Source organism: Bacteroides cellulosilyticus, from assembly GCF_020091405.1.
Lineage (GTDB): Bacteria > Bacteroidota > Bacteroidia > Bacteroidales > Bacteroidaceae > Bacteroides.
On sequence record NZ_CP081903.1, the window covers coordinates 6862404 to 6887896 of the forward strand.

17 protein-coding genes are annotated in these 25493 nt (G+C 43.7%); 6 read left to right on the forward strand and 11 right to left on the reverse strand.

The window, feature by feature from the left end; translation table 11 throughout:
- Window positions 1-89: 89 nt before the first annotated feature.
- From ilvC to ilvD, 5 genes are all read right to left on the reverse strand, one after another.
- On the reverse strand, window positions 90-1133 hold the full coding sequence (gene ilvC / locus K6V21_RS26375; RefSeq protein WP_044271687.1) for a ketol-acid reductoisomerase: 1044 nt from the start codon (window positions 1131-1133) through the stop codon (window positions 90-92).
- Window positions 1134-1185: 52 nt separating this feature from the next.
- The gene (locus K6V21_RS26380) at window positions 1186-1938 is read right to left on the reverse strand and encodes an acyl-[acyl-carrier-protein] thioesterase (protein WP_224320421.1); all 753 of its coding nucleotides are present in this window, start codon (window positions 1936-1938) and stop codon (window positions 1186-1188) included.
- A complete protein-coding gene (gene ilvN / locus K6V21_RS26385; protein WP_007210376.1) occupies window positions 1931-2500 on the reverse strand; it encodes an acetolactate synthase small subunit in 570 nt (189 codons plus the stop codon). Before ilvN ends, K6V21_RS26380 begins: the two co-directional genes overlap by 8 nt.
- A 116-nt stretch (window positions 2501-2616) precedes the next feature.
- Complete coding sequence (ilvB, locus tag K6V21_RS26390) at window positions 2617-4311, reverse strand: biosynthetic-type acetolactate synthase large subunit (protein WP_224320422.1); 1695 nt, start codon at window positions 4309-4311, stop codon at window positions 2617-2619.
- A 45-nt stretch (window positions 4312-4356) separates the two neighbouring features.
- On the reverse strand, window positions 4357-6159 hold the full coding sequence (gene ilvD / locus K6V21_RS26395) for a dihydroxy-acid dehydratase (protein WP_224320423.1): 1803 nt from the start codon (window positions 6157-6159) through the stop codon (window positions 4357-4359).
- A 495-nt stretch (window positions 6160-6654) separates the two neighbouring features.
- Between ilvD and K6V21_RS26400 the strand changes: the two genes are divergently transcribed.
- Window positions 6655-7248, forward strand: coding sequence for a peptidylprolyl isomerase (locus K6V21_RS26400; RefSeq protein ID WP_217714206.1), 594 nt, complete (start codon window positions 6655-6657; stop codon window positions 7246-7248).
- Window positions 7249-7336: 88 nt separating this feature from the next.
- Here the strand turns inward: K6V21_RS26400 and K6V21_RS26405 are convergent, their stop codons facing one another.
- A complete protein-coding gene (locus K6V21_RS26405) occupies window positions 7337-8620 on the reverse strand; it encodes a serine dehydratase subunit alpha family protein (RefSeq protein WP_224320424.1) in 1284 nt (427 codons plus the stop codon).
- Between the two features lie 132 nt (window positions 8621-8752).
- On the opposite strand from K6V21_RS26405, the gene K6V21_RS26410 reads away from it, so the two are divergent.
- Together K6V21_RS26410 and K6V21_RS26415 are read left to right on the forward strand one after the other, a co-directional pair.
- Entirely contained in the window at window positions 8753-9895 is a 1143-nt protein-coding gene (locus tag K6V21_RS26410; RefSeq protein ID WP_224320425.1) for a PCMD domain-containing protein, read from the forward strand.
- Between the two features lie 14 nt (window positions 9896-9909).
- Window positions 9910-10698, forward strand: a complete 789-nt coding sequence (locus tag K6V21_RS26415) for a porin family protein (RefSeq protein WP_224320426.1) — start codon at window positions 9910-9912, stop codon at window positions 10696-10698.
- A 90-nt stretch (window positions 10699-10788) separates the two neighbouring features.
- Here K6V21_RS26415 and K6V21_RS26420 read toward each other — a convergent pair whose 3' ends face one another.
- Window positions 10789-12312, reverse strand: coding sequence for a PCMD domain-containing protein (locus tag K6V21_RS26420; protein ID WP_224320427.1), 1524 nt, complete (start codon window positions 12310-12312; stop codon window positions 10789-10791).
- Window positions 12313-12677: 365 nt separating this feature from the next.
- Entirely contained in the window at window positions 12678-13643 is a 966-nt protein-coding gene (locus K6V21_RS26425; protein WP_224320428.1) for a DUF4925 domain-containing protein, read from the reverse strand.
- 518 nt (window positions 13644-14161) lie between these two features.
- Here K6V21_RS26425 and aroC point away from each other — a divergent pair.
- Together aroC and K6V21_RS26435 are read left to right on the forward strand one after the other, a co-directional pair.
- Window positions 14162-15238, forward strand: a complete 1077-nt coding sequence (gene aroC / locus K6V21_RS26430; protein WP_007210363.1) for a chorismate synthase — start codon at window positions 14162-14164, stop codon at window positions 15236-15238.
- Between the two features lie 94 nt (window positions 15239-15332).
- Window positions 15333-16694: a dipeptidase gene (locus K6V21_RS26435; RefSeq protein ID WP_224320429.1), complete on the forward strand. Its 1362-nt coding sequence runs from the start codon at window positions 15333-15335 to the stop codon at window positions 16692-16694.
- Window positions 16695-16698: 4 nt separating this feature from the next.
- Here the strand turns inward: K6V21_RS26435 and K6V21_RS26440 are convergent, their stop codons facing one another.
- On the reverse strand, window positions 16699-18702 hold the full coding sequence (locus K6V21_RS26440; protein ID WP_224320430.1) for an OmpA family protein: 2004 nt from the start codon (window positions 18700-18702) through the stop codon (window positions 16699-16701).
- 135 nt (window positions 18703-18837) lie between these two features.
- Window positions 18838-21051: a DNA topoisomerase 3 gene (locus tag K6V21_RS26445; protein WP_224320431.1), complete on the reverse strand. Its 2214-nt coding sequence runs from the start codon at window positions 21049-21051 to the stop codon at window positions 18838-18840.
- Window positions 21052-21179: 128 nt separating this feature from the next.
- Here K6V21_RS26445 and K6V21_RS26450 point away from each other — a divergent pair, with 128 nt between their 5' ends.
- Window positions 21180-21617, forward strand: coding sequence for a DUF6078 family protein (locus K6V21_RS26450; RefSeq protein WP_224320432.1), 438 nt, complete (start codon window positions 21180-21182; stop codon window positions 21615-21617).
- A gap of 328 nt (window positions 21618-21945) precedes the next feature.
- Here K6V21_RS26450 and K6V21_RS26455 read toward each other — a convergent pair whose 3' ends face one another.
- Window positions 21946-25311 (reverse strand): glycosyl hydrolase family 28-related protein, encoded by a 3366-nt coding sequence (locus K6V21_RS26455; RefSeq protein ID WP_224320433.1) that lies wholly within the window; start codon window positions 25309-25311, stop codon window positions 21946-21948.
- Between the last annotated feature and the right edge of the window lie 182 nt (window positions 25312-25493).

Genomic DNA, 25493 nt, shown 5'->3' on the forward strand with positions numbered 1-25493 from the left:
ACTTAAATCAGGATTACGGTTACAAATATACTACATTGAAACACCGAAATCAAGTATTCGGGCATTTTTATTCTTATCCCCAAGAAGGATTAGTTATTTTCCGGACGCAACTGACGAACCGTAACAGCCGTTTGCCACATTTCGCTTTCGCGCAACTGACGAAGTTCTTCGTTCAGCTTCTCACGATAATCAGGTTGAGAATTGCTGTCGATAGAGATCTGAGCCTCATTACCAGACTTAACGCTTGCATACAATTTCTGTACTACCGGCTTGATAGCATCGTGGAACGGAGTCATCCAGTCCAGAGCACCGCGTTGTGCAGTAGTTGAACAGTTAGCATACATCCAGTCCATACCATTCTTAGCAAACAACGGCATCAATGACTGAGTCAATTCTTCTACAGTTTCATTGAATGCTTCTGACGGAGTATGACCGTTTTCACGCAATACTTCATACTGAGCCAACAGCAATCCCTGAATAGCTCCCATCAATGAACCACGTTCACCTGTCAGGTCAGAAGTAGCTTCACGTTGGAAAGTAGTTTCAAACAAATATCCTGAACCTACACCGATACCCAATGCGATGGTACGATCCATAGCCTTGCCTGTAGCATCCTGATAGATAGCGTAAGAAGAGTTCAAGCCACGACCTTCGAGGAACATAGTGCGCAATGAAGTACCCGAACCTTTAGGAGCTACCATGATTACGTCGATATCTTTCTGAGGAACTACACCTGTACGGTCGCTCCAAGTGATAGCAAAACCATGAGAGAAGTAAAGAGCTTTTCCCGGAGTCAGGTAAGGTTTGATAGTAGGCCACACAGACATTACGGCTGCATCAGACAACAAGCACATAATGATAGTACCTTTCTCACAAGCTTCCTCAATACCAAACAGTGTTTCACCCGGTACCCATCCGTCAGCTATTGCTTTCTCATAAGTCTTACCCGGACGTTGTCCAACGATTACGTTGAAACCGTTATCGCGCAGGTTGCATGCCTGTCCCGGTCCCTGTACACCATAACCGATCACTGCAATTGTTTCATCTTTCAAAACTTCACGTGCTTTTTCCAAAGGAAATTCTTCGCGGGTCATTACATTCTCAGTAACACCGCCAAAATTCAATTGTGCCATTTTCTTTTTTAGTTTTTTATTTGTGGCTTGCGCCAACTAATGATTAATAAAATTATTTCTCTGTAAATATTACTTTGGAACGGCAAACCACTTCGCTGCCATTCTTTTTCACTTCAATATCGAAAGCTCCGTTGCCCAATTCATCTTTATAGAGTGTAAGTTCGTCACCGTAATAACTTTCGGCTACGTAAGCCATTTCAAAACGACGGATACGCTTTTCCTTATACATCTCTATCGGAAACAAGTCCATGATATGTTCGATGTAGCGGATACTGTTCACATGTCCGTTGATGTCGATATCACTGTATTTAGCTTTCAATGTAGCTACCGGTTCGGTAGAAGTCACTTTGATGCGTGAAGGTTTCTCGATAGGACAAGGTTCATCGCACACATAATCTACAATGCTACCTCCGTGCAATGCCAGCAAATCGGCAGGCCTACGGGTATTGAGGTTAATCATAGCCCATACGGAACGCGCATAACCAATCTTCTTTCCGTCTTTGTCCAACAAGGCAAAGTTACGGTCGGTGAAGAGGCGATATACATTCTCCACCCAAGTCCAGATGGTAAAGTCTTCATATTGAAAAGGCATTTCATCCAGTTCGATGGCAAGGCGGGAGAGTACCCATGTGTAGTTGTCTTCATTCAGCGTAGCTATACCAAATCCACGGTCGCTGGCATGGAAACCGGCGCAATTCAGCAAATGGTTTCCCAACACGCCCATGGTAAGGCGTCCGGTAAAATCCACATGGAAAGGCTCCGCTACAAACTGATATTTTCCTATCTTACTACTATTCTCACTCATTGTTTTGCTCCTTCTCTTTTTTCAAGCGGTATTTCGTTTCACGGTCGGCAAGGTATTCGTTCACACGCTCAAAGCAGCTGGTAGTGATGGCCACACGTCCTGAACGAACAAACTGAAGTACACAGTCAAGGGCACGCAGCTCGTCATAAAGATTAGTGATTTCTTCACCCATACCATTCTTCTCTACGATAGCAAACACAGCATTCACCTCTACGATACGCGCATTATACTTGCGAATCACTTTCGATACCTCCGGTTTTTCTTCCAGTATCGGGGTTGTTATCTTATACAATGCAATTTCGTGCTGATAGATCTCATCATCCGTGAAGTAGTGCGCTTGCAGCACATCTATCTTCTTGGTGATTTGCTTGGTCACTTTCTCAATGGTGTCTTTATCCGTCCATGCGGTAATGGTGTACTTATGTACGCCCTTGATGGACGAAGCCGAAACATTCAGACTCTCGATATTGATCTGGCGGCGGGTAAACACTGCGGTTACCTGGTTCAGCAAACCGGCGAAGTTCTCCGAATGAACGATTATCGTATATAATGTCTTATCCATATTTCAAATTAAGAATTAAGAATGATGAATGAAGAATTTCAAGAAAGAACTGAAAAATGAAAGATGCAGTTTCTGCACCGCAATTCTTCATTCTTAATTCTTCATTCTTCATTATGTTAGCATTCCAACAACATCTGGTTTACCGAACCACCCGGAGGTGTCATCGGCAATACATTGCCTTCTTCCATAACACAAGCTTCCAACAGGAACGGACCATCCGTAGCAATCATTTCCTCTATTGCACCTTTCAGTTCTTCACGCGTCATTACACGACGTGAAGGAATGTCGTAGGCAGAAGCTATCTTCATGTAATCCGGATTCAGCATCGGAGTGAACGAATAGCGACGATTGAAGAACATCGCTTGCCACTGGCGTACATTACCCAAGAAGTTGTTATTCAGCAAGATCATCTTAACGGGAGCCTTCTGTTCCATAATGGTTCCCATCTCCTGAATGTTCATTTGCAGACCACCATCACCCATAAATACACATACAGTGCGGTCGGGACGTCCGAAAGTGGCACCGATTGCTGCGGGAAGTCCGAAGCCCATCGTACCCAATCCACCGGAAGTTACCATGCTACGTTCCTTACTATACTTAAAGTAACGGGCAGACATCATCTGATTCTGACCAACGTCAGTAACCAATACAGCTTCATGATTCGTTGCCTCACTTACGGCACGGATCACTTCTCCCATACTCAAAGATTTGCTTGCCGGATGCAATTCAGGACGGATCACCTTTTCTTCCTCTACTTTTTCGTAAGGTAAGAAGCTATCCAACCATTCCTGGTGAGTAGCAGGTTTCAGAAGTGCCGTAACGGCAGCAAGAGTTTCCTTACAGTCACCCAACACGGCAATATCTGTCTTCACATTCTTATCTATCTCAGCAGGGTCTATATCGAAATGAATGATTTTCGCCTGTTTGGCATACGTATCCAGCTTTCCGGTTACACGGTCGTCAAAGCGCATACCTACGGCGATAAGTACATCGCACTTATTCGTATTGATGTTCGGTCCCAAGTTACCGTGCATCCCCAGCATACCTTTATTTAAAGGATGCGCGGTAGGCAAAGCAGAAAGTCCCAACAGCGTACAACCGGCAGGCATTCCAGCTTTTTCAATGAAAGCGCGTAGTTCCTGTTGTGCGTCGCCTAACTCAACCCCCTGTCCCACCAATACCAACGGACGTTCAGCACGATTGATCAGTTCAGCAGCCTGGCACACAGCCTCTTCATCCATTTCGGGAACAGGCTGGTAACTACGGATGTAATCCAACTTGGCAGGAGTATATTCACTTTTCTCTACTTGTGCATTCTTGGCAAAGTCCAATACAACAGGACCGGGACGACCGCTTTTTGCAACATAGAAAGCGCGGGCTACAGCCCAAGGCACATCTTCGGCACTACGTATTTGATAGCTCCACTTCGTGATAGGCTGCGTAATACCTACCAGGTCAACTTCCTGGAAAGCATCCGTCCCAAGGAATCCCGTACCTACCTGACCGGCAATTACTACCAAAGGGGTACTGTCTATCATAGCATCTGCGATACCCGTTATCGTATTCGTCGCTCCGGGACCACTCGTCACCAGGCAAACACCTACTTCGCCTGATACGCGGGCAAAACCTTGTGCAGCATGAGTAGCACCCTGTTCGTGTCGAACCAAGATGTGATTCAATGTCTTCCGATGGTCGTATAAAGCGTCAAATACCGGCATGATGGAGCCACCCGGATATCCGAAAATGGTCTTTACTCCCTGATGTTCCAAGGAACGCATCAATGCTTCAGCGCCTGTTATTATATCTTTCATTCTATTAATGGATAATGGAATTCTATTTCATTTGTCAATTCTCGGTTAATCAATCAGTCTCACTGCACCCTTATCGGCAGAACTTACCATGCTGGCATATGCCTTCAGGCTCTTTGAGACTTCGCGTTGACGGGTGACGGGAGTCATCGGGCGGGCTGCCAGTTCCTCATCCGTCAGTTTGACGTTGATAGCACGTCCGGGAATATCAATCTCGATGATGTCACCATCCTGAATCTTACCGATATTACCTCCGGCAGCCGCTTCGGGAGAAATATGTCCGATACTCAATCCTGACGTACCGCCACTGAAACGACCGTCCGTAATCAGTGCACATTCCTTGCCCAAATGGCGCGATTTGATATAAGAAGTCGGATAGAGCATTTCCTGCATACCGGGACCGCCTTTCGGACCTTCGTGTGTGATGACCACAACATCACCGCTAACCACTTTTCCGGCAAGGATACCATCGCAAGCAGCGTCTTGTGAATCGAACACTTTAGCAGGACCCGTAAATTTCCAAATACTTTCATCCACACCTGCCGTTTTCACTACACAGCCATCCTGAGCGATATTACCTTTCAGTACTGCCAGACCACCGTCTTTGCTATAAGCATGTTCCAAATCGCGAATGCAACCTCCGGCACGGTCAGTATCCAATTCTTTATAATAGACATCTTGCGAACCCAATACCAGATTGAACTTTCCGGCAGCAGCGCTCTTATATTTCTTCACAGCTTCTTCGCAAACATTGGGGCTGGTAACACCGTATTTGTCGATTACATCTGCCAGCGTCATACCGTCTACACGCTTTACGTTCGTATTGACTAATCCGCCTTTGGCAAGCTCGCTCATGATAGCGATGATGCCTCCGGCACGATTTACGTCTTGAATGTGATACTTCTGAGTATTCGGGGCAACCTTACACAGACAGGGAGTCTTACGTGACAGCATATCGATGTCATCCATACTGAAATCCGCCTCTGCCTCGTGTGCCACAGCCAGGAGGTGAAGCACTGTGTTGGTAGAACCACCCATCGCAATATCCAGCGTCATGGCATTCAGAAAAGCCTGACGGGTAGCGATGCTACGGGGAAGCACACTGTCATCCCCATCTTCATAATATTTATAAGCATTTTCAACAATCAGTTTGGCAGCATCCTTGAACAGTTGCGTGCGATTGGCATGAGTAGCCACAATCGTACCATTACCCGGCAATGCCAGTCCGATAGCTTCGTTCAGACAGTTCATCGAGTTAGCGGTAAACATACCGGAACAACAACCACAAGAAGGACAAGCATGTTGTTCTATCTGAGTCACATCGGCATCACTTACACTTTCATCAGCCGACTTAATCATAGCATCGATCAAATCCAGATGCTGACCGTTCCATTCACCGGCTTCCATCGGTCCGCCTGAAACGAATACAGTAGGGATGTTAAGGCGCATTGCTGCCATCAACATACCCGGAGTAATCTTGTCGCAGTTACTGATGCAAACCATCGCATCCGCCTTATGCGCATTCACCATATACTCTACGCTGTCGGCAATGATGTCACGTGAAGGAAGCGAATAAAGCATTCCATCGTGTCCCATCGCAATACCATCGTCAATGGCAATTGTGTTGAATTCGGCAGCAAAGCACCCCAGCTTCTCAATCTCAGCTTTCACCTGTTGTCCGATTTCGTGCAGATGCACATGTCCCGGGACAAACTGTGTAAATGAGTTGACAATTGCGATAATAGGTTTTCCTAATTGCTCTTTCTTCATGCCATTTGCCATCCACAACGCACGAGCCCCTGCCATACGGCGACCTTGCGTGCTGAACGAACTGCGTAATTGGTGTTTCATCTTCAAATCTCCTTTTAATTAAAAAGCCTTCCTCACATATGGTGAGAAAGGCTCCTAAATTGATATCTTAACGTACGAATACATACACAACCTTTCTCACGCTCTTGATTCCAGGACCACGACGCGAATAATATGCAGGACTGCCAGGTTAATAGATGTATGTAAGTTCATAACTTTATTTACTTTACTGTTTTCGTTAATTGTGCTGCAAAGGTAAGGGCTTTTTTATAAACTCCAAACAATTTGAAGAAAAAAATGAGATTATTATGATTAATCGTAAGAAAACCCCGCATTAAAATCTTATTTTATCACTTATTCAAGGTAAATCTGAGTAATTCGCTACCATGAACAGGAATTATTCAAGAAGGTTCGAAGCATTTAATAATCTGAAAATTACAAGAGCTTGCTCATTCGCCAACTAAATTATTCGTATCTTTGTCCCTTCCAAAAAGAAAAAACAGGAATTACTAACTTAAAAACAGTAGGAATATATCAATGGAAACAGTAGAAAACAAGTACATTACCGTAGCTTATAAATTATACGCTATAGAAGATGGTGAAAAAGATTTCACCGAAGAAGCCACCGCAGAACACCCTTTCCAATTCATTTCCGGTCTGGGTCTGACTTTAGAGTCTTTCGAAGATCAGGTGAAAAGTCTGAAAGCAGGTGATAAGTTTGATTTCACCATCGCTTGCGCAGATGCTTACGGTGACTTTGACGAAGAACATGTAATCGACCTTCCGAAGCAAATCTTTGAAGTAGATGGTAAGTTTGATAGCGAACGTATTGTAGCCGGTAACGTAGTGCCTTTAATGACCTCTGAAGGCCAACGTATCAACGGAACCGTACAAGAAATTAAAGCAGACGTAGTGGTAATGGACATGAACCACCCCTTGGCAGGTTGCGACCTGAACTTTGTAGGTGAAGTAATAGAAAGCCGCCCGGCAACCAATGAAGAATTAGCTGAAATCGCTCGTATGATGAGCGGTGGTGGATGCAGTTGCGGTTGCGATAGCTGTGGTGACGATTGCGGCGACGGATGCGGCGATCACGATCACCAGGGATGTGGATGCGGATGCAATCATTAATATAGTGATTAACGGTAAGTGATTAGTGATTAGCTGCTGCGCTATTATGCTGCACAGTTTCCAATCACTAATCACTCACCACTAATCACTATTTCCCCGTCATTATCTCCAGCACCAATTTATCCGTCTCATTCATTCCCTTCGACCCTATCTTGGTCAGATTACGGATACTCTGGTCCACATCCTCATCAATAATACCTTCTACAGAAGTTACACAACGGTTTTCCATAGCCATGATGGCAGAAAGAACAGCGGTAGATACACCGGTGGTTACTTTCAACGCACAGCTGGGCTTCGCACCGTCACAAATCATACCCGTAAGGTTGGCTATCATATTCTGAACGGCATAAGCCACCTGATCGTAAGTTCCTCCCATCAACCAGGTAATACCGCAACTGGAACCCGTAGCAGCAACCACACAGCCGCATAAAGCAGACAAACGTCCCAAACTTTGTTTAATGTAGATTACTGTCAGATGACTCAACATCAGAGCACGTATCAGCTCTTCTTCTGATTTATCATTCTCTTCAGCGAAGACGAGTACAGGCAAAGTGGCAGAGATACCTTGATTTCCACTACCGGAATTGCTCATTACCGGAATCATAGCTCCTGCCATACGAGCATCACAGGCACCTGATGTATAAGACAAAATATGCGAGAAGACACTATCTCCCATCACCTTATGTTCATAAGTACCACGCAACATCTTACCCAGACCATGGCCATAATTACCTTCAAAAGAACGTTCGGCAGCCGCCTTGTTCAAGCGGGCTGTTTCAAGAATAAAGCTGATCTCATCCAGCGGAGTATTCAGAGCAAAATCATAAACTTTACGTAAAGTCAGTTCCAAGCATTCTTCTTCTTTCTCACAGCTTGCCGTATGTTGTTTCTGAAATAGAACTTCTCCGTTACGTTCTATATATATAAAGGTGGTATGTCCTCCGGCAATCACTGCTGTAGCTTTATCATCTCCGGCCTCACAGCACACTTCAATATACAATTTTTCTTCGATGTTCTCTTTCAACGAAATATGAATGCGCTTTTCCTCAATGAAACGTTTCCCCTCTTCCACTACATCAGGTGTACTGTCTTTTAACACCTCCAACTGATATTCTGATTTTCCTATCAGCGCCCCCAATGCAATAGCAATGGGTAAGCCAATCATTCCGGTACCCGGAATGCCCACTCCCATAGCGTTTTTCAGAATATTAGCACTTAGCAACACATTTATTCTTTCCGGCTTTGTCCCCAGTGTTTCTGTTGCTTTAGCTACGCACAATGCCACTGCAATGGGCTCTGTACACCCAATAGCCGGCACCACTTCCTGATGTATCAGGTCTATTATCCGTTTTCTCTCCGTTTCCGTTATCATTATTTCACTGATTTTAATGGACACAAATTTAGAAAAAATGTTTTTAATACGTGCGCAAAGTCTTCTATTTCAAAAAAGAAACTTAACTTTGCGCCCGAGTTTTACATTATTAATAACCAAAAACTGAATTAAATGAAGATTAAAACGCTAACCTCGTGTTTCTTTTTGGCATTTGCCATATCTTCTTGTATACAAGACGAAGCGCTTAATTCTGAAGCGGCCATTGACGGTTGTACGGGTGCAGATGTGCAACTGGCAAATATTAATGCAAATGAAAAGATAGTTGATGTATATGTACATAGAGGTGCAGACCTAGCCAAACAAGAGTTGAAATTTACTCTACCGGAAGGTGCTACTATCAAACCTAATAATAGCAGAGACGGAGATACCGGAAACTTCTATAACTTTAGTGAAGCAGGCAATTCACGTTCATTTACCGTAACATCTGAAAATGGTGAATTCAAACCCACTTATACTATAAATATTAAACCGACAGAATTACCAACAGTTTATCACTTTGAGGACTTGCTGGTTGCAGAAAATACTCCTTACCATATTCTTTATGAGTTCGCCCCAAGTACCTCACAGGGAATATCAAAGGTTCTACAGTGGTCCAGTGGAAATCCCGGCTTTGCATTAACAGGGATGGCGAAAAGCCCTACCGATTATCCTACAGTACAAGTAGAAGGCGGATACAGTAAGAAATGTGTGAAGTTGGAAACTAAAGACACTGGCAGTTTTGGTGCAATGGTAAAAATGTATATTGCTGCGGGTAATCTATTTATCGGTAATTTTGATGTAACCAAAGCATTGGCAGGACAAGAAGGTGCTCTCAAAGCAACCACCTTCGGTTTTCAATTCTATAAGCATCCTAAAACACTGAAAGGGTATTACAAATACAAAGCCGGTCCTGTTTATACAGAAAACGGTCAGCCACAAAGCGGTTCGAAGGACAGATTCGACATCTATGCCATTATGTACGAAGCTGACGACAATTCATTCATGCTGGATGGCACAAATGCCAAGACTTCCGATAAGCTTGTATATCTGGCACAAATAAAAGCCAATGAAGCACTGGAAACTGACCAATGGACTGAATTCAATTTACCGTTCGAGCCCCAAAACAACAAATCCATCGATGAACAAAAACTTCAAAATGGAAAATATAAACTTGGCATTATATTCTCTTCAAGCGTAGAAGGTGACCACTTCAAAGGAGCAGTAGGCAGCACACTTTATATAGACGAAGTAGAATTAGTTTGTGAAGAGAACTAAAAACGAAAATGATTATGAAAAAATATAATATTATTTTTATAGCATTCCTGCTGGCAGTAGTAGGGAGCACATCTATAAAAGCGCAGGAAGATAGAACTAAAAGTATCACGCAATCCTACCTTCGCGGATGGGAATACTCTTTGAAGGCAGGATTCAGCATTGGTGGTACCGCTCCACTGCCCTTACCTAAAGAAATTCGAAAAATAGATAGCTATGTACCCAGCATGGCCATTTCGATTGAAGGAAATGCTACCAAATGGCTCGACGAGAAAAAATTATGGGGATTGACTCTAGGTTTGCGTCTGGAAACAAAGAACATGACAACAGAAGCTACCGTTAAAAACTATGGTATGAAGATTATCAATACCAATGGTGGTGAATTGGAAGGTTTGTGGACCGGAGGCGTAAAAACAAAAGTAAAGAATTCCTATCTTACTATCCCCGTCCTTGCTAACTATAAAGTCAGCAAACGTTGGAAACTCGTAGCCGGACCTTATTTTTCTTATTTACTGGAAGGTGATTTCTCTGGCCATGTTTATGAAGGTCACCTCCGTACTCCCGATGAAACAGGTTCACGTGTAGACTTCAGTGGAGAAAGCGTTGCAACCTACGATTTCTCCGATGATCTCCGCAAATTCCAATGGGGCATACAATTCGGTGGCGAATGGAAAGCTTTCAAGCATCTGAATGTTTATGCTGACCTAACTTGGGGTTTAAATGATATCTTTAAGAAAGACTTCAATACTATTAGTTTTGCCATGTATCCTATTTATCTGAATATAGGATTTGGGTATTCATTCTAACCTCCCTTAAAAGAGCTAAATCATATCAGAATATAAAAAATCCGAAAGCTATAAACTTTCGGATTTTTTATATTCTGATATATAGTTCTCCTATTCTCCTAAAACTTCCAATTCATCAACAATTAGCGTACTACCTACAGCACCTTTAAACTTATCACCTTCTTTACTTGAAGAACAGATAATAGCCAATTTATAAGTTTTCTCTTTATCATAAGCCTTACCTTCCAGATATTCAAACGGAATATTGAATGTCGTCCATTCTGCCTTATCAGTACCATCTTCTAAATGCGCAACAGCTACACGATAGTCAGAATCATTGATATCAAGACCTGTAAGAATGACTTCTTTACCATCTGCACCTACTGCCTCATACAGAACAGCCTGAATAGCACACTCATCTTGAAGACCAAGATTATCTTTTATATTATTTTTATCAGAACCATCAACATAATTATCACCACCTTTATACTTATAAACTCCTTTTAATGATAGTGGAATTTTATCATAAGGAATTCCAAACTCAGTCATCTTTAAAGGGGCTGTTATAGCTGTCATAAAATTAAAATTGAACTTACCTGTAAATAAAGAACCTGAAGCTAAAGGAGCATTTTTAGCAGTTAAAGCATTTCCTCTCGCATCTAAAGTAACCAACTTAGCAGCTTTTCCTTTATAACCAGCTTCTTCCACCATTACAGGATATCCCACCGGATTAGCACTACCATTCACCATTTTCACACCACCATTAGATGATGCTAACTGATCGGCGGGTTGAGGAGCCCAATATTCAGCATAACTCCCTTCTTGTACGGATTCCCATTCATCAAGAGGGAACTTCATTAAAGAGGTTTTACTAGGAGATATCACCTTATAAGTAGTAGCAGTACCATCTTCTGCAACTACCGTATAAACCACAGTCTGAGAGAAATCGGCAGTTCCACCTTCCACAGAGTAAGTAGCCTTATCAGAAACTTTAACAGTTGGAACCAAAGCTTTCAACTCTTCTGAAGTAGCATCATCAAGTACCTTGAAAGTAAATGTATTAGTGGCTTCATCCAACTTGGGCTGTTCAGTTACAACTGCATTCGCTTCATTACTTGGATCAAAGGCAAAACTAAGAATCTTCGCTTCACTACTTTCTGAACCGTTAAGGCGTTTCCCTTCATATACCACTTTTACTTGTTGGCTCTCCCCATTCACAACGGCAGCAATATCCATATCAATCTTTACCTGACCATTTGCAACAGTGCCTGCTGCATTTATAGTACAAGACAAAGTTTGCACATCCAGCTTCTGAATCCCTGTAAAAGTGTAAGTATCACCTTTTTTAGACAGTTCACAATTACTCAATTCAACATCCCCCACTGGTATACCCATAAAACTGAAATCTTTCAAAGAAAGATTAATAGCAGCAGGCCCTGCCTTTGCTACAGATATTTTTTGTGGAATGTCCTTTCCCAAAAGTTGACCTTGTACTGTTACATTCAATGTTCCTTTATAGTTACCTACAATTTCCCCATCAATCGCTGTAGAATAGTCTGGATCATCATCACTACAAGCTATAAACAAACTCATTGAACAGATCAATGCAAACAAATAAAATAAATTCTTCTTCATAATTTTTGTTGTTTAGTTAATACAAGCCTTCTCTACGAAGGCAATAATGTTCTGTTTTTACATTACAATAAATTAAGGATGCAAAATAACAGCTTTTAAAGAATATTTAAAAGGTCTATTCTACTTATTAATGTTCTATTTTTAATAAGAAGTTTATTAACTTTTTTATCTAAATAAAAAAACAAAAGTGCTTTGAATTAAAAAAACAACTAAAAACATTTGATTGTTTTCAAGTTCAAGAATTATTTATAGAACAAAAAAGGACTGTATAACTCCATACATTTACAAACACGTTCACAGATAACATATAATAAAAAATGAGGATACTCTTTCGAATATCCTCATCCTATTTTTCTAAATTTGAATTAGTTTCTCACTAAATCCAATCCTAAATTAAAGTTCGTCGTCACTGACCAATATCCTCCTATCATCTGAATAAATATTCCAGCAGCCTGTGCTTCTTCTGGTACTACACCACCTGCAACCAACGCATTCCAAAGTATAATCAAGTCATTTGTTAGCACTGGTTCTCCAGAATCATCAGTTTCTCCTGTACTACGAAGCGTAAACAGATTATCAAATGCACTCTTATCTAAGTAAATATGAACATGGCCATTATCAGCTATTTTAATATTCATTGGTATCCCATCTTTAGCCCAACTCGCTATTTGGTTAATAGTAGCATTTTGTATTCCACTAAGATCAGCATTCAACAAACCACCAAGCAAAGCTTTAACAGTAGCCGGATCTTCACTCAATACAGTTTCTATAATTTCCCCCATACCACTTGCATCGCTTCCAGTAGCAGCAGTTAAAATAGCAGGAATATTCAGTTTTACAACAAATTTTCCATTCTTCTCACTCCAATATGCCAGATCCTTAGGAGAAGTTGTAAAACCACTTGTCACAAAATTAGCTTTTACATCACTCACAGTAGGAAAAGCACCCGTAAAGAAAATAGATATTATAGAAGAGGGATCCATAGCTATTTCAGGACTTGCAACATAATCAGCAATTATACTTCCACTTTTGTCTAAAGTGATTGAATTCAAGACTTGAGGCAAAATAGAACCACCCAAATGTCGAAATAAAGCTGAAATAAATTCTGGATAATTATCTTCTCCAGTAAATTGCCAATCAGTATACAAGGCACCTGTCATAGGCCAATTCTTTGTAGTCTCATTTTCCGTCCATTCATAATCCTCAGCTGTATATTCTGACATTTTATAAGTTCCAATCCAAGGACTTACTTCATCATCATCATCATCACAAGCAGTAAACAAGCTCATTGAGCAGATCAATGCAAACAAATAAAACAAATTTTTCTTCATATCTTTGTTGTTTAGTTAATAATGGCTCCCCATCACTGGGTAACCGTGCTTCTTCTTTTATCACTTTTGGGGTGCAAAATAACCGTTTTTTATCACACCAAACAAGGTCAATACATTAATATTTTTGTCCTTTTTTTAATCTTTATCTATATATTCCTTCTTAAGATAAGCATTTCAACATCTCATTTATAATATTAAGGATTATCTCATATCACCTCTTCCCCCCTTTCACCCCACCCAGAACGCACTTGCTCCGTACCAAGTCCGTAGTTTCTCCGTCTAAAGGTACTTCTGACCGAAAAATGTACGGAGCAAGTACGGTTCAGATACAGTTCGGGTACGATCCTGGCACAATTCAACACAGGATAAAAAACACCTCATTCCATAAAAAAACAATATTTCTTCCTTCTCATGAGAAAAAATCCATAACTATTTGTTATCTTTAGGCATCCAAAAGCTTTTATTCAAAGGATTTGGCATGAATAAACCTTATACATAAACCATTAAAGCAAAAGATTATGTTCAACTCATTCGGCAACATTCTCCGCCTTACCAGCTTTGGGGAGTCACATGGTAAAGGCATCGGAGGCGTCATTGATGGATTTCCCGCTGGTATCCGCATTGACATGGATTTCGTGCAAGCGGAACTGAATCGTCGCCGTCCCGGGCAATCCCTCATCACAACGGCACGGAAGGAAGGTGATAAAGTAGAATTCCTTTCAGGTATCTTCGAAGGTAAATCGACAGGATGTCCCATCGGATTCATAGTATGGAACGAAAATCAACATTCCAGTGATTATGATAATATGAAGGAAGTGTACCGCCCCTCGCACGCGGATTATACATATAAAGTGAAATACGGCATTCGCGACTATCGCGGTGGCGGACGTTCATCGGCACGCGAAACTATTTCACGCGTAGTGGCAGGTGCGCTTGCCAAACAAGCACTCCGTCAGCTGGGGGTACGCATTACGGCATATACCTCGCAGGTAGGCCCCATTCGTCTGGAAGAAAACTATACCGCTTATGACCTTGATCTTATAGATACCAATCCCGTACGTTGTCCGGATCCTGTAAAGGCGAAGGAAATGGAAGAGCTGATTTTCAAGATCAAGGGAGAAGGTGACACCATCGGAGGTGTAGTGACGTGTGTCATCAAAGGATGCCCTATCGGACTGGGACAACCGGTATTCGGCAAATTACACGCTTCGCTTGCCTCGGCCATGCTCAGTATCAATGCTGCCAAAGCATTCGAATACGGTGACGGATTTAAAGGCCTGAAGCAAAAAGGTTCGGAACAGAACGACGTATTCTTCAATAACTGCGGACGTATTGAAACGAAAACCAATCACTCCGGTGGTATTCAAGGTGGCATCAGCAACGGACAGGATATCTTCTTCCGTGTTGCATTCAAACCTGTAGCCACCGTACTTATGGAGCAACATACGGTCAACATAGATGGAATAGACACCACACTGAAAGCCCGCGGTCGCCATGATCCGTGCGTATTGCCACGCGCAGTACCCATCGTAGAGGCAATGGCCGCCATGACCATACTGGACTTTTATCTTATTGACCGTACTACACAATTATAGAAGTGGTAGGGTGTTAAAGTAATAGGGTGATAGAGTGACATTACCCTATCACTTTATCATTCTATCACTTTATCACCTTATTATATATATATTTATGAACGAAATACAGAAATACATTTCAGAGAATGAACCCAAGATGCTGGAAGACCTGTTCAGCCTCATCCGTATACCAAGTATCAGTGCAAAACCGGAACACCATGATGATATGCTGGCCTGTGCAGAGCGTTGGGCACAACTTCTGATTGAAGCCGGTGCAGACGAAGCATTGGTGATGCCCTCAAAAGGCAATCCGATTGTTTTCGGACAGAAGACAGTAGATCCTACAGCAAAAACAGTTTTGATATATGCGCATTACGACGTGATGCCCGCAGAGCCGTTAGAACTGTGGAAAAGTGAACCTTTCGAACCGGAAATACGTGACGAACACATCTGGGCACGCGGTGCGGATGATGACAAAGGGCAAGCATTCATCCAAGTGAAAGCTTTCGAATATCTTGTGAAGCACGGCATGTTGAAGAACAATGTCAAGTTCATTTTCGAGGGTGAAGAAGAAATTGGCTCACCCAGTCTGGAATCTTTCTGTGAAGATCATAAAGAACTATTAAAAGCCGATGTCATTCTCGTATCGGACACCAGTATGTTGGGGGCGGATCTGCCCTCACTCACTACAGGACTCCGCGGACTGGCATACTGGGAAATAGAAGTAACCGGACCTAACCGCGACCTGCATTCAGGACATTTCGGCGGTGCTGTTGCCAATCCCATCAACGTACTATGCGGCATGATTGCCAAAGTGGTAGATGCGGATGGACGTATCACAGTGCCCGGTTTCTACGATGATGTAGAAGAAGTGCCGCAGGCAGAACGTGATATGATTGCACACATTCCGTTTAATGAAGAAAAGTACAAAACCGCTATTGGCGTAAAAGAACTGTTCGGAGAAAAAGGTTACAGTACGCTGGAGCGTAACAGCTGTCGTCCTTCATTCGACGTTTGCGGCATCTGGGGTGGATATACCGGTGAAGGTTCTAAAACAGTACTTCCATCCAAAGCTACAGCAAAAGTATCCTGCCGTCTGGTTCCGCATCAGGACCACCACAAGATTTCGCAAATGTTTGCCGATTATATTCGGAGTATTGCTCCGGATACGGTACAAGTGAAGGTGACACCGATGCACGGAGGACAAGGTTATGTATGTCCTATCAGCCTACCTGCCTATCAGGCCGCTGAGAAAGGTTTTGAAAAAGCATTCGGAAAAAAGCCACTGGCTGTGCGACGCGGAGGAAGTATCCCTATCATTTCAACGTTCGAACAAGTACTTGGCATTAAGACAGTGCTCATGGGCTTTGGATTAGAATCAAATGCCATCCACTCACCCAACGAAAACTTCCCGCTCGATATTTTCAGAAAAGGTATTGAAGCGGTGGTAGAGTTTTATTTAATTCTTAATTCTTAATTCTTCATTTAAAAGTTGTCCTCAGCACCTTGAACTCTGTACGACGGTTAATCGCATTACAAATCTCCTGCTGTTCCGGCGGGAGATTTTTTATAAACTCTTCTGTCAACACATCTCCCTCTTTCAGGAAAGGTGCTGATTTCAGCGTAAACTTGGTCACTGTTTTAGGTTGCTGTTCACCATATCCTTTCGGTGTAAGACGTTCCGGATCAATCCCTCCCTTAATAAGATAGCGTACAACAGACTCTGCACGGCGTTGCGAAAGACGAAGATTATAATCATCATTTCCTTTATAATCGCAATGCGCAGACAGTTCGATAGTGACATTCGGATTGTCATTCAGCAACTCTATCAGTTCATCCAGAGCCACTGTAGATTCTGACGTCAGATCAGCCTTATCAAACTCATAAAAAATATTCTCTATCAATACAGGGCGGGTAATGGAAGATAACGGAAACTCAAGTTCATAGAGGCGATCCTCATTAATATTTTCCGTTGCCATTTCTTCTTTGTCATTCAAATAACCACGGCAGGAAGCCAACAGGGCATAACGGCATCCCGGTGCGAGCTCTTGAGTGAAAGTACCGTCTTTCTTCACGTTTATCTTTAAATAAGTACCGTCATCCCCCACCAAAGTGACAAGCGCATCAGAGAGTGCATCCCCCTCCTTATCATACACCAATCCTTTCAAGACATGGTGTACCTCTGGAAACTCAAAACTATAAATATGATCCCAGCCACGGGCATCTCCACGGTTAGAAGAAAAGAAACCCCGATTGGGAGCACCGGGCTCAAAAGTCATACCGAAATCGTCACCCTGTGAATTCACCGGAGACTGCATATTTTCAATACGCCATCGCCCCGTCAGGCTATCTGTTATAGCACGGAATATATCTAGCCCCCCCATACCGGGATGTCCGGTAGAAGAGAAATAGAAAGTACCATCCGGCGAAAAGGTAGGAAACATCTCATCAGCAGAGGTGTTTATTTCAGGTCCCAGATTGTCGACATAACCGAAACCGTCGCGGGTTACGTTAATACGCCACAAATCCAGCCCCCCCTGCCCACCGGGCATATCAGATACAAAATAAAGATAATCACCCGCAGGAGACAACGCCGGATGAGCAACAGAAGAAAGCGTATCATTCAGAATTACACATTTCTGAGGAGCTCCCCACTCTGCCCCGGCACGTTGAGAAACATAAATCTCGGCATAAGCAGGTGCATTGGGCAACGTCCGGCAGCGAGTAAAATACATTGTTTTACCATCCGACGAAAAAGAGCAGGCCCCCTCTTCAAACTCACTGTTCACTTCCGAAGCAAGCGGTTCGGGTTTCTGCCATTGTTTCTTCTCATTCCGCTTAGAATGAAATATATCAGCACTTTTCATCCCGGTAATACCGTTCAGGTCAGTACCCTTCGCTTCGTTACGGGTAGAGGTGAAATACAAGATATCGGGATCATCTCCCGCATACATAGGAGAATAATCGCTCCGGCGGGAAACAAGAATAGGCACCCGTTTTACAATATATCGGGTAGGCTTCTTTTTCCATTCCTGCGCCAGACGACAAGAAGTGAGTCCGATTTGTGTCAGAGAGTCTTTACGTTCTTTCCCGGCAGGCAAGGTCTGTGCGTAAGCAAGGTAATTCTCATAATAAGGTATAGCCGCTGCATACTCACCATTCTTACGGAGCATTTCCGCCAGATAAAAATGAGAGAGAGTATCCGGATAACGATAACGGACAGCATTCATATAAGCGCCTTTGGCCTTCAATGTATAATTGATGCGTCGGTAACAATCGCCTTGCTTATAGGCCAGTACGCCCCGTTGCGAACGATCTTTCGGAGAAGTACGGGTATAGGCGGTTTTATAATGGCGGGCAGCATCAAAGTATTCACCACGAGCATAGCTTTGCTCTGCCTGGCGCAAACTCCGCCCCACCCCACAGGAAGTGAGAAGTAAACCGACAGAAAGAAAAAAGAAAAGAAAACGCCTATATAATCTCATGCTCCATTACTTTTCATTGTTCATTCTAATAAACTGAAAAATCGGCAGATTATTGTATCTTTCATCCCTTCTCGTTACATTTGCAGAAAACTCAGATAGCCTGATGCCTAAGAGCCTTTCAGACTATCTGTATCCTTATTCCGAATCAAACGCCTGACGAAACGTACATCCGTTCTTCCATTCGGAGCAACCGTAAGCGGTTTTACCTTTAATAATGGTTCCTTTGCCACACAACGGACAAACCTGTCCCTCAACAGAATCCGTATGAGCAGCACCTGTCTGAGCTGCATCTGCCTGAATATTCGCTGTCTGCGAAGCACCAGCAACCGGTGTGACAGGTTTAGCTTCAGCAGCCTTTTTCCGCGGCTTACTCTGACGCTTAGGCTTGGAAGCATCTTTTTCTTTAGCAGCTTTCCCGTTCTTATCACCTGCAGTCGCTCCCTGCACAGCCTGCACAATTGTAATATGCCGATTACTGTTATCTGAAAGCACACTCATCACAACTTCGGAAACCATCTGCTTCAGTTCCTCAAGAAATTGTGCAGCATTATATGTTTTCTTTTCAATCTCCCGGAGCTTCTTTTCCCAGATACCCGTCAGTTCGGCAGACTTCAGCAGTTCTTCATGGATAATCTGAATAAGTTCGACGCCTGTGGGTGTAGCAATCAGGTTTTTCTTTTCCTTGCGGATATAATTGCGCTTGAACAAAGTCTCAATAATTGCCGCACGCGTAGACGGCCTGCCGATGCCATTCTCTTTCAAGGCATCCCGCAATTCATCATTATCCACCAGTTTACCTGCGGTTTCCATGGCACGCAACAAGGTAGCCTCTGTATAAGGACGAGGCGGTTGCGTCCACTTCTCATATAAATCAGGCACATGGGGCCCGCTTTCACCTTTCACAAAAGCAGGTAATACATTCTCTTCCTCTCCCGGATCTTTTTCTTCTTGCGACTGTGCCCCCGGAGTTCCGAATATAACTCTCCATCCCGGTTCCAGAATCTGCTTACCGGTAGTCTTGAATTCAATCTCTTCAACTGCACCCAATACCGTAGTAGTGGCAAACTTACAATCCGGATAGAACACTGCAATAAAACGACGCGCTATCAGATCGAATACGCGACGTTCCATATCCGTCAGGTTCTGCGGATATTGCCCTGTAGGGATAATAGCATGGTGATCCGTTACCTTTGAATTATCAAAAACTTTTTTTGATTTCAGCAAAGTAGTGCCATCCAGAGGAGTCGTAAACGTAGCGTAGTCACGCAGTCCTTTCAGAATACCCGGACATTTCGGATAAATATCATCACTCAAGTAAGTGGTATCTACACGCGGATAGGTAGCTACTTTCTTCTCATATAATGACTGAATAATTTTCAGAGTTTCATCAGCAGAATAAGCAAACTTCTTGTTGCATTCCACCTGTAAGGATGTCAAATCAAAAAGACGGGGTGGTGCTTCCTTCCCTTCTTTCTTAGAAACATCCGTAATTGTAAAAGGGGAATTTCTGATTTGTTCCAGCAGAGCCATACCTTGCTCCTGATTGGCAATGGGGTCTATTCCCCGGTTTTCCTCTTCCTTCTTGGGTTTCTTTCCGGCAGCAATGGCTTCCTTATTTTTCTCTGCTTCCAGAATCAGTTCTTCTTCACTCTTCCTGATTATGGCGGCGAAGGTAGTATCGCGGTATACCGTTTTCAATTCCCAATATTGCTTGGGGACGAAGTTCTGTATCTCCAACTGGCGGTTTACGATGAGTGCCAGTGTAGGTGTCTGCACACGGCCGATGGAGAGCACTTGTTTGTTCTGCCCATACTTCATGGTATAAAGTCGCGTAGCATTCATTCCCAGCAACCAGTCACCGATAGCACGGGATAATCCGGCCTCATACAAGGGCTGAAAGTCGGAAGCATCTTTCAGTTTGGCAAAACCTTCACGGATGGCCTCTTCCGTCAATGACGAAATCCACAGCCGCTTCACCGGACAGCGTGCCCCGGCTTTTTGCATCACCCAGCGCTGAATCAATTCTCCCTCCTGCCCGGCATCACCACAGTTGATAATCATGTCGGCTTTCTGCATGAGGGATTCTATCGTATGGAACTGTTTTTCGTAAGTGGGATTGCTGATGAGCTTAATTCCAAAGCGGGGCGGTATCATGGGAAGGCTTCCCAGACTCCATGATTTCCAGTTCGGAGTATATTCGTGCGGCTCTTTAAGCGTACAGAGATGGCCGAATGTCCAAGTCACCTGGTATCCGTTCCCTTCAATGTATCCGTCTCTCCTATCTTTCGCTCCTAATACATCAGCTATGTCACGCGCCACAGAGGGCTTTTCGGCAATACAAACTATCATTCATCTCTTTTTTTAGTCTGGCAAAGGTAATGCAAACTGAAAACAGAAACAAATTTATTTGCAAGATGTTAAAAGTGCCTCATATATATATCGTACCTTTGCCGCACAATCATTAAATTGAAAACACAATGGAAAAAGAATCATTCGATTATTCAAGAGTTCCCCATAACTTTGGTCTGTGCGCGACAGCAGATTGCCCTCATGCCGACACTTGCCTACGCCGGATTGCATACACTCATACACCGGCAAGTGTTACTTTTCCGCCTACACTGAACCCGAAAACAATTGAAGCCATGGCAGGGAAGTGCGAATATTACCGTTCCAACCAAAAAGTGCGCTATGCCAAAGGTTTTGTCCGCACCACGGAAGCACTGGCTGTCAGCGCATCAGGAACGTTCCGCTACGGGCTGATAGGCAGTTGGGGAATCAGACGATATTATCAAAAACGGAAAGGAGAAACTTTACTGTCGCCTGCCGAACAACAAAGAGTGACGACGCTGGCCAGGAAATTGGGCTTGCAACAGGAAGAGTATTTCGATAGCTATGTAGAAGAATATAACTGGTAGCAAGGCGACTGTCGTCCGGCATACAACGGACAGGCAAGCAGCATCTTACAAACTAACAGCCGTGCCCCGGCAGGTGAATGAATTTCACCTTACGAGGACACGGCTGTTTCTTTTCATGGTAACTTGGTTTACCCCAAATGGTAACTCCATTTACATGCCGAGGTAAAGGTCGTTACATACCGAGGTAAAGAGCGTTACAATAAGTGGTAAAGGTCGTTACATCCAGCGGTAAAGGCTTTTACATCAAGATGCAAATAGGATGTAAATGCAGCACACTGATAATTAGCACACTAAACAAAAAGACCTTTCACCAATAAAACCAGCAACCTTAATCCTTGAAGAATATTTTCTTCCTCAACACATCTGCTCCATTGGTAGCTATGACAATATAAAAGCCATTCTGCATACCGGGTAATCTCAGATAATTATCGTTTGTTTGTTGTAATAGCACCCGCCGTCCCGATAAATCAACAATTTCAATCTTCGTATTCTCATTACTGTCCAAACCGCTCCATGATAACTGCTGATTGTAATAATATAATTCTCCGACGGGTGAAGCAACTTCCGGTGAGATTCCTGTCTCGATTTCATCTACGCAAGCTGCGTAAAGTTCATGAATCGACCAGTAATTCCCTTTGCTTCCCGTCTGCACGATCCGGAATTTCGAGGCTTCCTCTGCCGGAAAAGAGATAATTTGTACTGCTCCCGCATTCTTTCCTGAGGCAACCCGTTTCCAAGCACCGTCTATACCAGTATTCAAATACACCTCACAGCCCGCAGGACCATCACCCGGACTCTTTGATGTATCCAAAATAATGCGGTTCAGTTTATGTGCCGACTGCATATCCACTATCACCCATTGTCCCGATTCCTGCGGAGCGTTCGTATCCCAGCGTGTAGCCGCATCGTCGTCGATGGCTTTAGGAGCATTGGAATTATTTGTACTGGCAGTGATGGTCCACTTCGTACGGGAAAGCAATACATCCGTTGCCGTGAAAACGGGAGCTATTGGCAAATTGTTCTCCCATACACCCAACTTATCAGCTACCGCGGCAGCCACATCAGTTACGGTAGATGTCACAGCCGCCTGTTTCTCGTGTCCGCTACTGGCAAAAATAAGATCATCTCTCGTATTGACCACTGCATTATGCAGCGCAACAGCACCGGTCGACTTTGGTAAATTCATGAAAGACGTCTGCCCGGATGTGCTGAAGTTAGCCAGATTCAAATTGAGTTTTCCGTTTTCAACCACTACACCATGTTTAGCACTCCCCCAGAAGTCAGCACCAAACAAAGTAACTTCACCAGAAAAATCCGCCTTGGTAGTCAGGAAACGAGTTTCCGAATAAACAGATTCATCTCCTTCAAGGGCTACTAACTGGGAGTTTATCATATCGAAACCTGCCGGATCCAAAGCTTCGTAAACAACAGAATTCCAGGAGCCGTCTATACCCAATCCTAAAGAACGACCGGATGCAGCTTTTCCCCCGTCAGCCTGAAAGACAATGCCCTCGAAACCTCCGTAATGGAAATCGTTGTATAGAATTTGATTGCGGCAATCCCCCACAGTGATAAAACGTAATTCATTCTGGTTCTGCTTGTAAGCCTTGTTCTGATCCGCAGCAAGGCTATTGGGCCACGAACCGAACTTAGTTTCCGAACCACAAGCATAGACAATGGAATTGAACTGCATGTTACAAACCCGACCACCTTCCGAACCGCCACCAATACGGATAGCATTCATGAAAACGTGTCCGGCAAGATAGTCCACATAGTGATTATCACATTTATAAGTAAACAAGTCCACACCGTTATATGCGGCTCTCACCCCTACATTCACGATATATGCATCTTTTCCCGTCACCTGAATGCAATAAGGATATTTAGTCACTGTAGGCAAGCTGGAAGTTACCTGCTCCGGATAGTCGAATGTCAAACCGCGCAAGCCACTGCCTGCCGAAAGTTTCAGGAAAGGCTGACCTTGCTCCTGTCCACGTCCTGCATAGACTTCAAGAATACTGCCATGCCCCTTCGGAACAGTAGCAAAATCAGAGGCTCCCCGTAATTCTACACCTGTAGGAACCGTCAAGTTACCCAGTACCTTATAACGTCCGCCCGGCAAGTAAACAATACCTCCTCCTTCACTGGCCGCCTTGTCCATCGCTTTCTGGATAGCCTCCGTATTATCCTTGCCTTCTTGCAGTCCCCAACTGATATCTATCTGGAGCCACGAACTGCTTGAACTGGCATTAAACGTGACAACAAACGGCTCGGCACCAAAATCAAGTACATTATATAAAGCCAGACGATCGGGCTTGGTTTCGGGTACTTTCATTTCAGGAAAATCCGGCAAAGGTTTTGTCTCGACAGGCGTGTGGTCAATGCGGCATTCAAATAAAGACTGATTCTTCACTTCTGCCGTCTTTGCAAAACGATTGCCCGTCAGTATTGTACGAGCATCGGAACCGATGTAAATCTGCGGAGTATCATTGTTGAAGTCCGTATCCGAAGCCATTAAATCACCACCTAAACTATTCACAGCACCTTTATTTACTGTGCATTGTTGCATCATCAGCTTGGCGGAAACTCCTTCCTCCATCAATACAGCTTCATCAGAAGCTGAAATCTCACATCCGTAAAGCTGCACAGGTCCGGTGCTGGAGGAAGTGACTACTACTCCTCTCTCGCAATCTTCAATATGAACACGAGTGAACATGATACCTGCCGATGAAGTACCGTCCACATAAATACCCGTCTTGCAGTTCCGCAAAGTAAATCCGTAATTATGCCCGTTCGGCGCACCGTCTCCCGCTAAGGAAACTCCGGTACGGAACCCTTTATTATACCCCTCGATATCCACATAGCAAGTATACGACCAGTCATTACGGCGCATCACAATACCTGTTCCGTTCCTGTATATCCAGTCAGCATAAGCGCCTCCCACTCCCGGCGCTCCTTCCAGACCGGAGCCGGCCCAATAGTCGGGCGAGAAGTGTATCCACTCGAAACGCCCGACGTCAGCTATATTATCAATCTCGATACCACGGAATAACGGGGTACCATACACATCATAAATATTGGGGCAGCCTCCTCCATTCTTCCTCGACAGTACGATACCACTATAAGAGTTCACCAGCGTGACATGCCGTACATTGCAATAATCATTTCCCCATACACCATCACGTCCGTACAGTATCGTGGGTGGATAAGGAGTTATCTTGTCCGGGTCCTGATGCGGATACCAAATGTTCAGATGGGTTAATGCCGTGGAGGGTTCCATCGTAATAAACGCATTTGATTCTGTTTCAGAACCTCCTTTCATATCTACCATCAGTATCGTTCCCTCAACCGGTTTTCCCTTCACCGGACGTTTCCACTCACCACGCATGGTCACTCCGGTAGGAATGAATAATTTCCCGGAGATACGGTAACGTCCTGCCGGAACAAAGAGCGTACCACCCCGACGGTTTTCACCCAACTTGCTCAAGGCTGTTTGAAAAGCATTTTGCGAATCTTTCGCACCGGTAGGGTCAGCACCGAAATCGGTAGTCACGGTATAAGTCGCCACTCCCACATCTTCCGCCGGATAATCATCCGACACAATCAATTGCCAGTTACCAGGTTTGTCGTCAGACTGTGCCTGTACACATGAGGCTAACAAAGCCAAAACATAAAAAAGTAGTAATTTCTTCATGCCATATAAATTATTAGATTATGGTTCTTAAGATAAAACTGTAACAGCACAAAGATGCGGGAGAATAGTTAACGGAAGAATTAATATGGAATTAAAAACGAACTAAAATTCGCGCATATACTTAAAATCAGAGATAAAAGCAAAAGAAAACGGACTGCAAGTATAAAAATACCCGCAGTCCG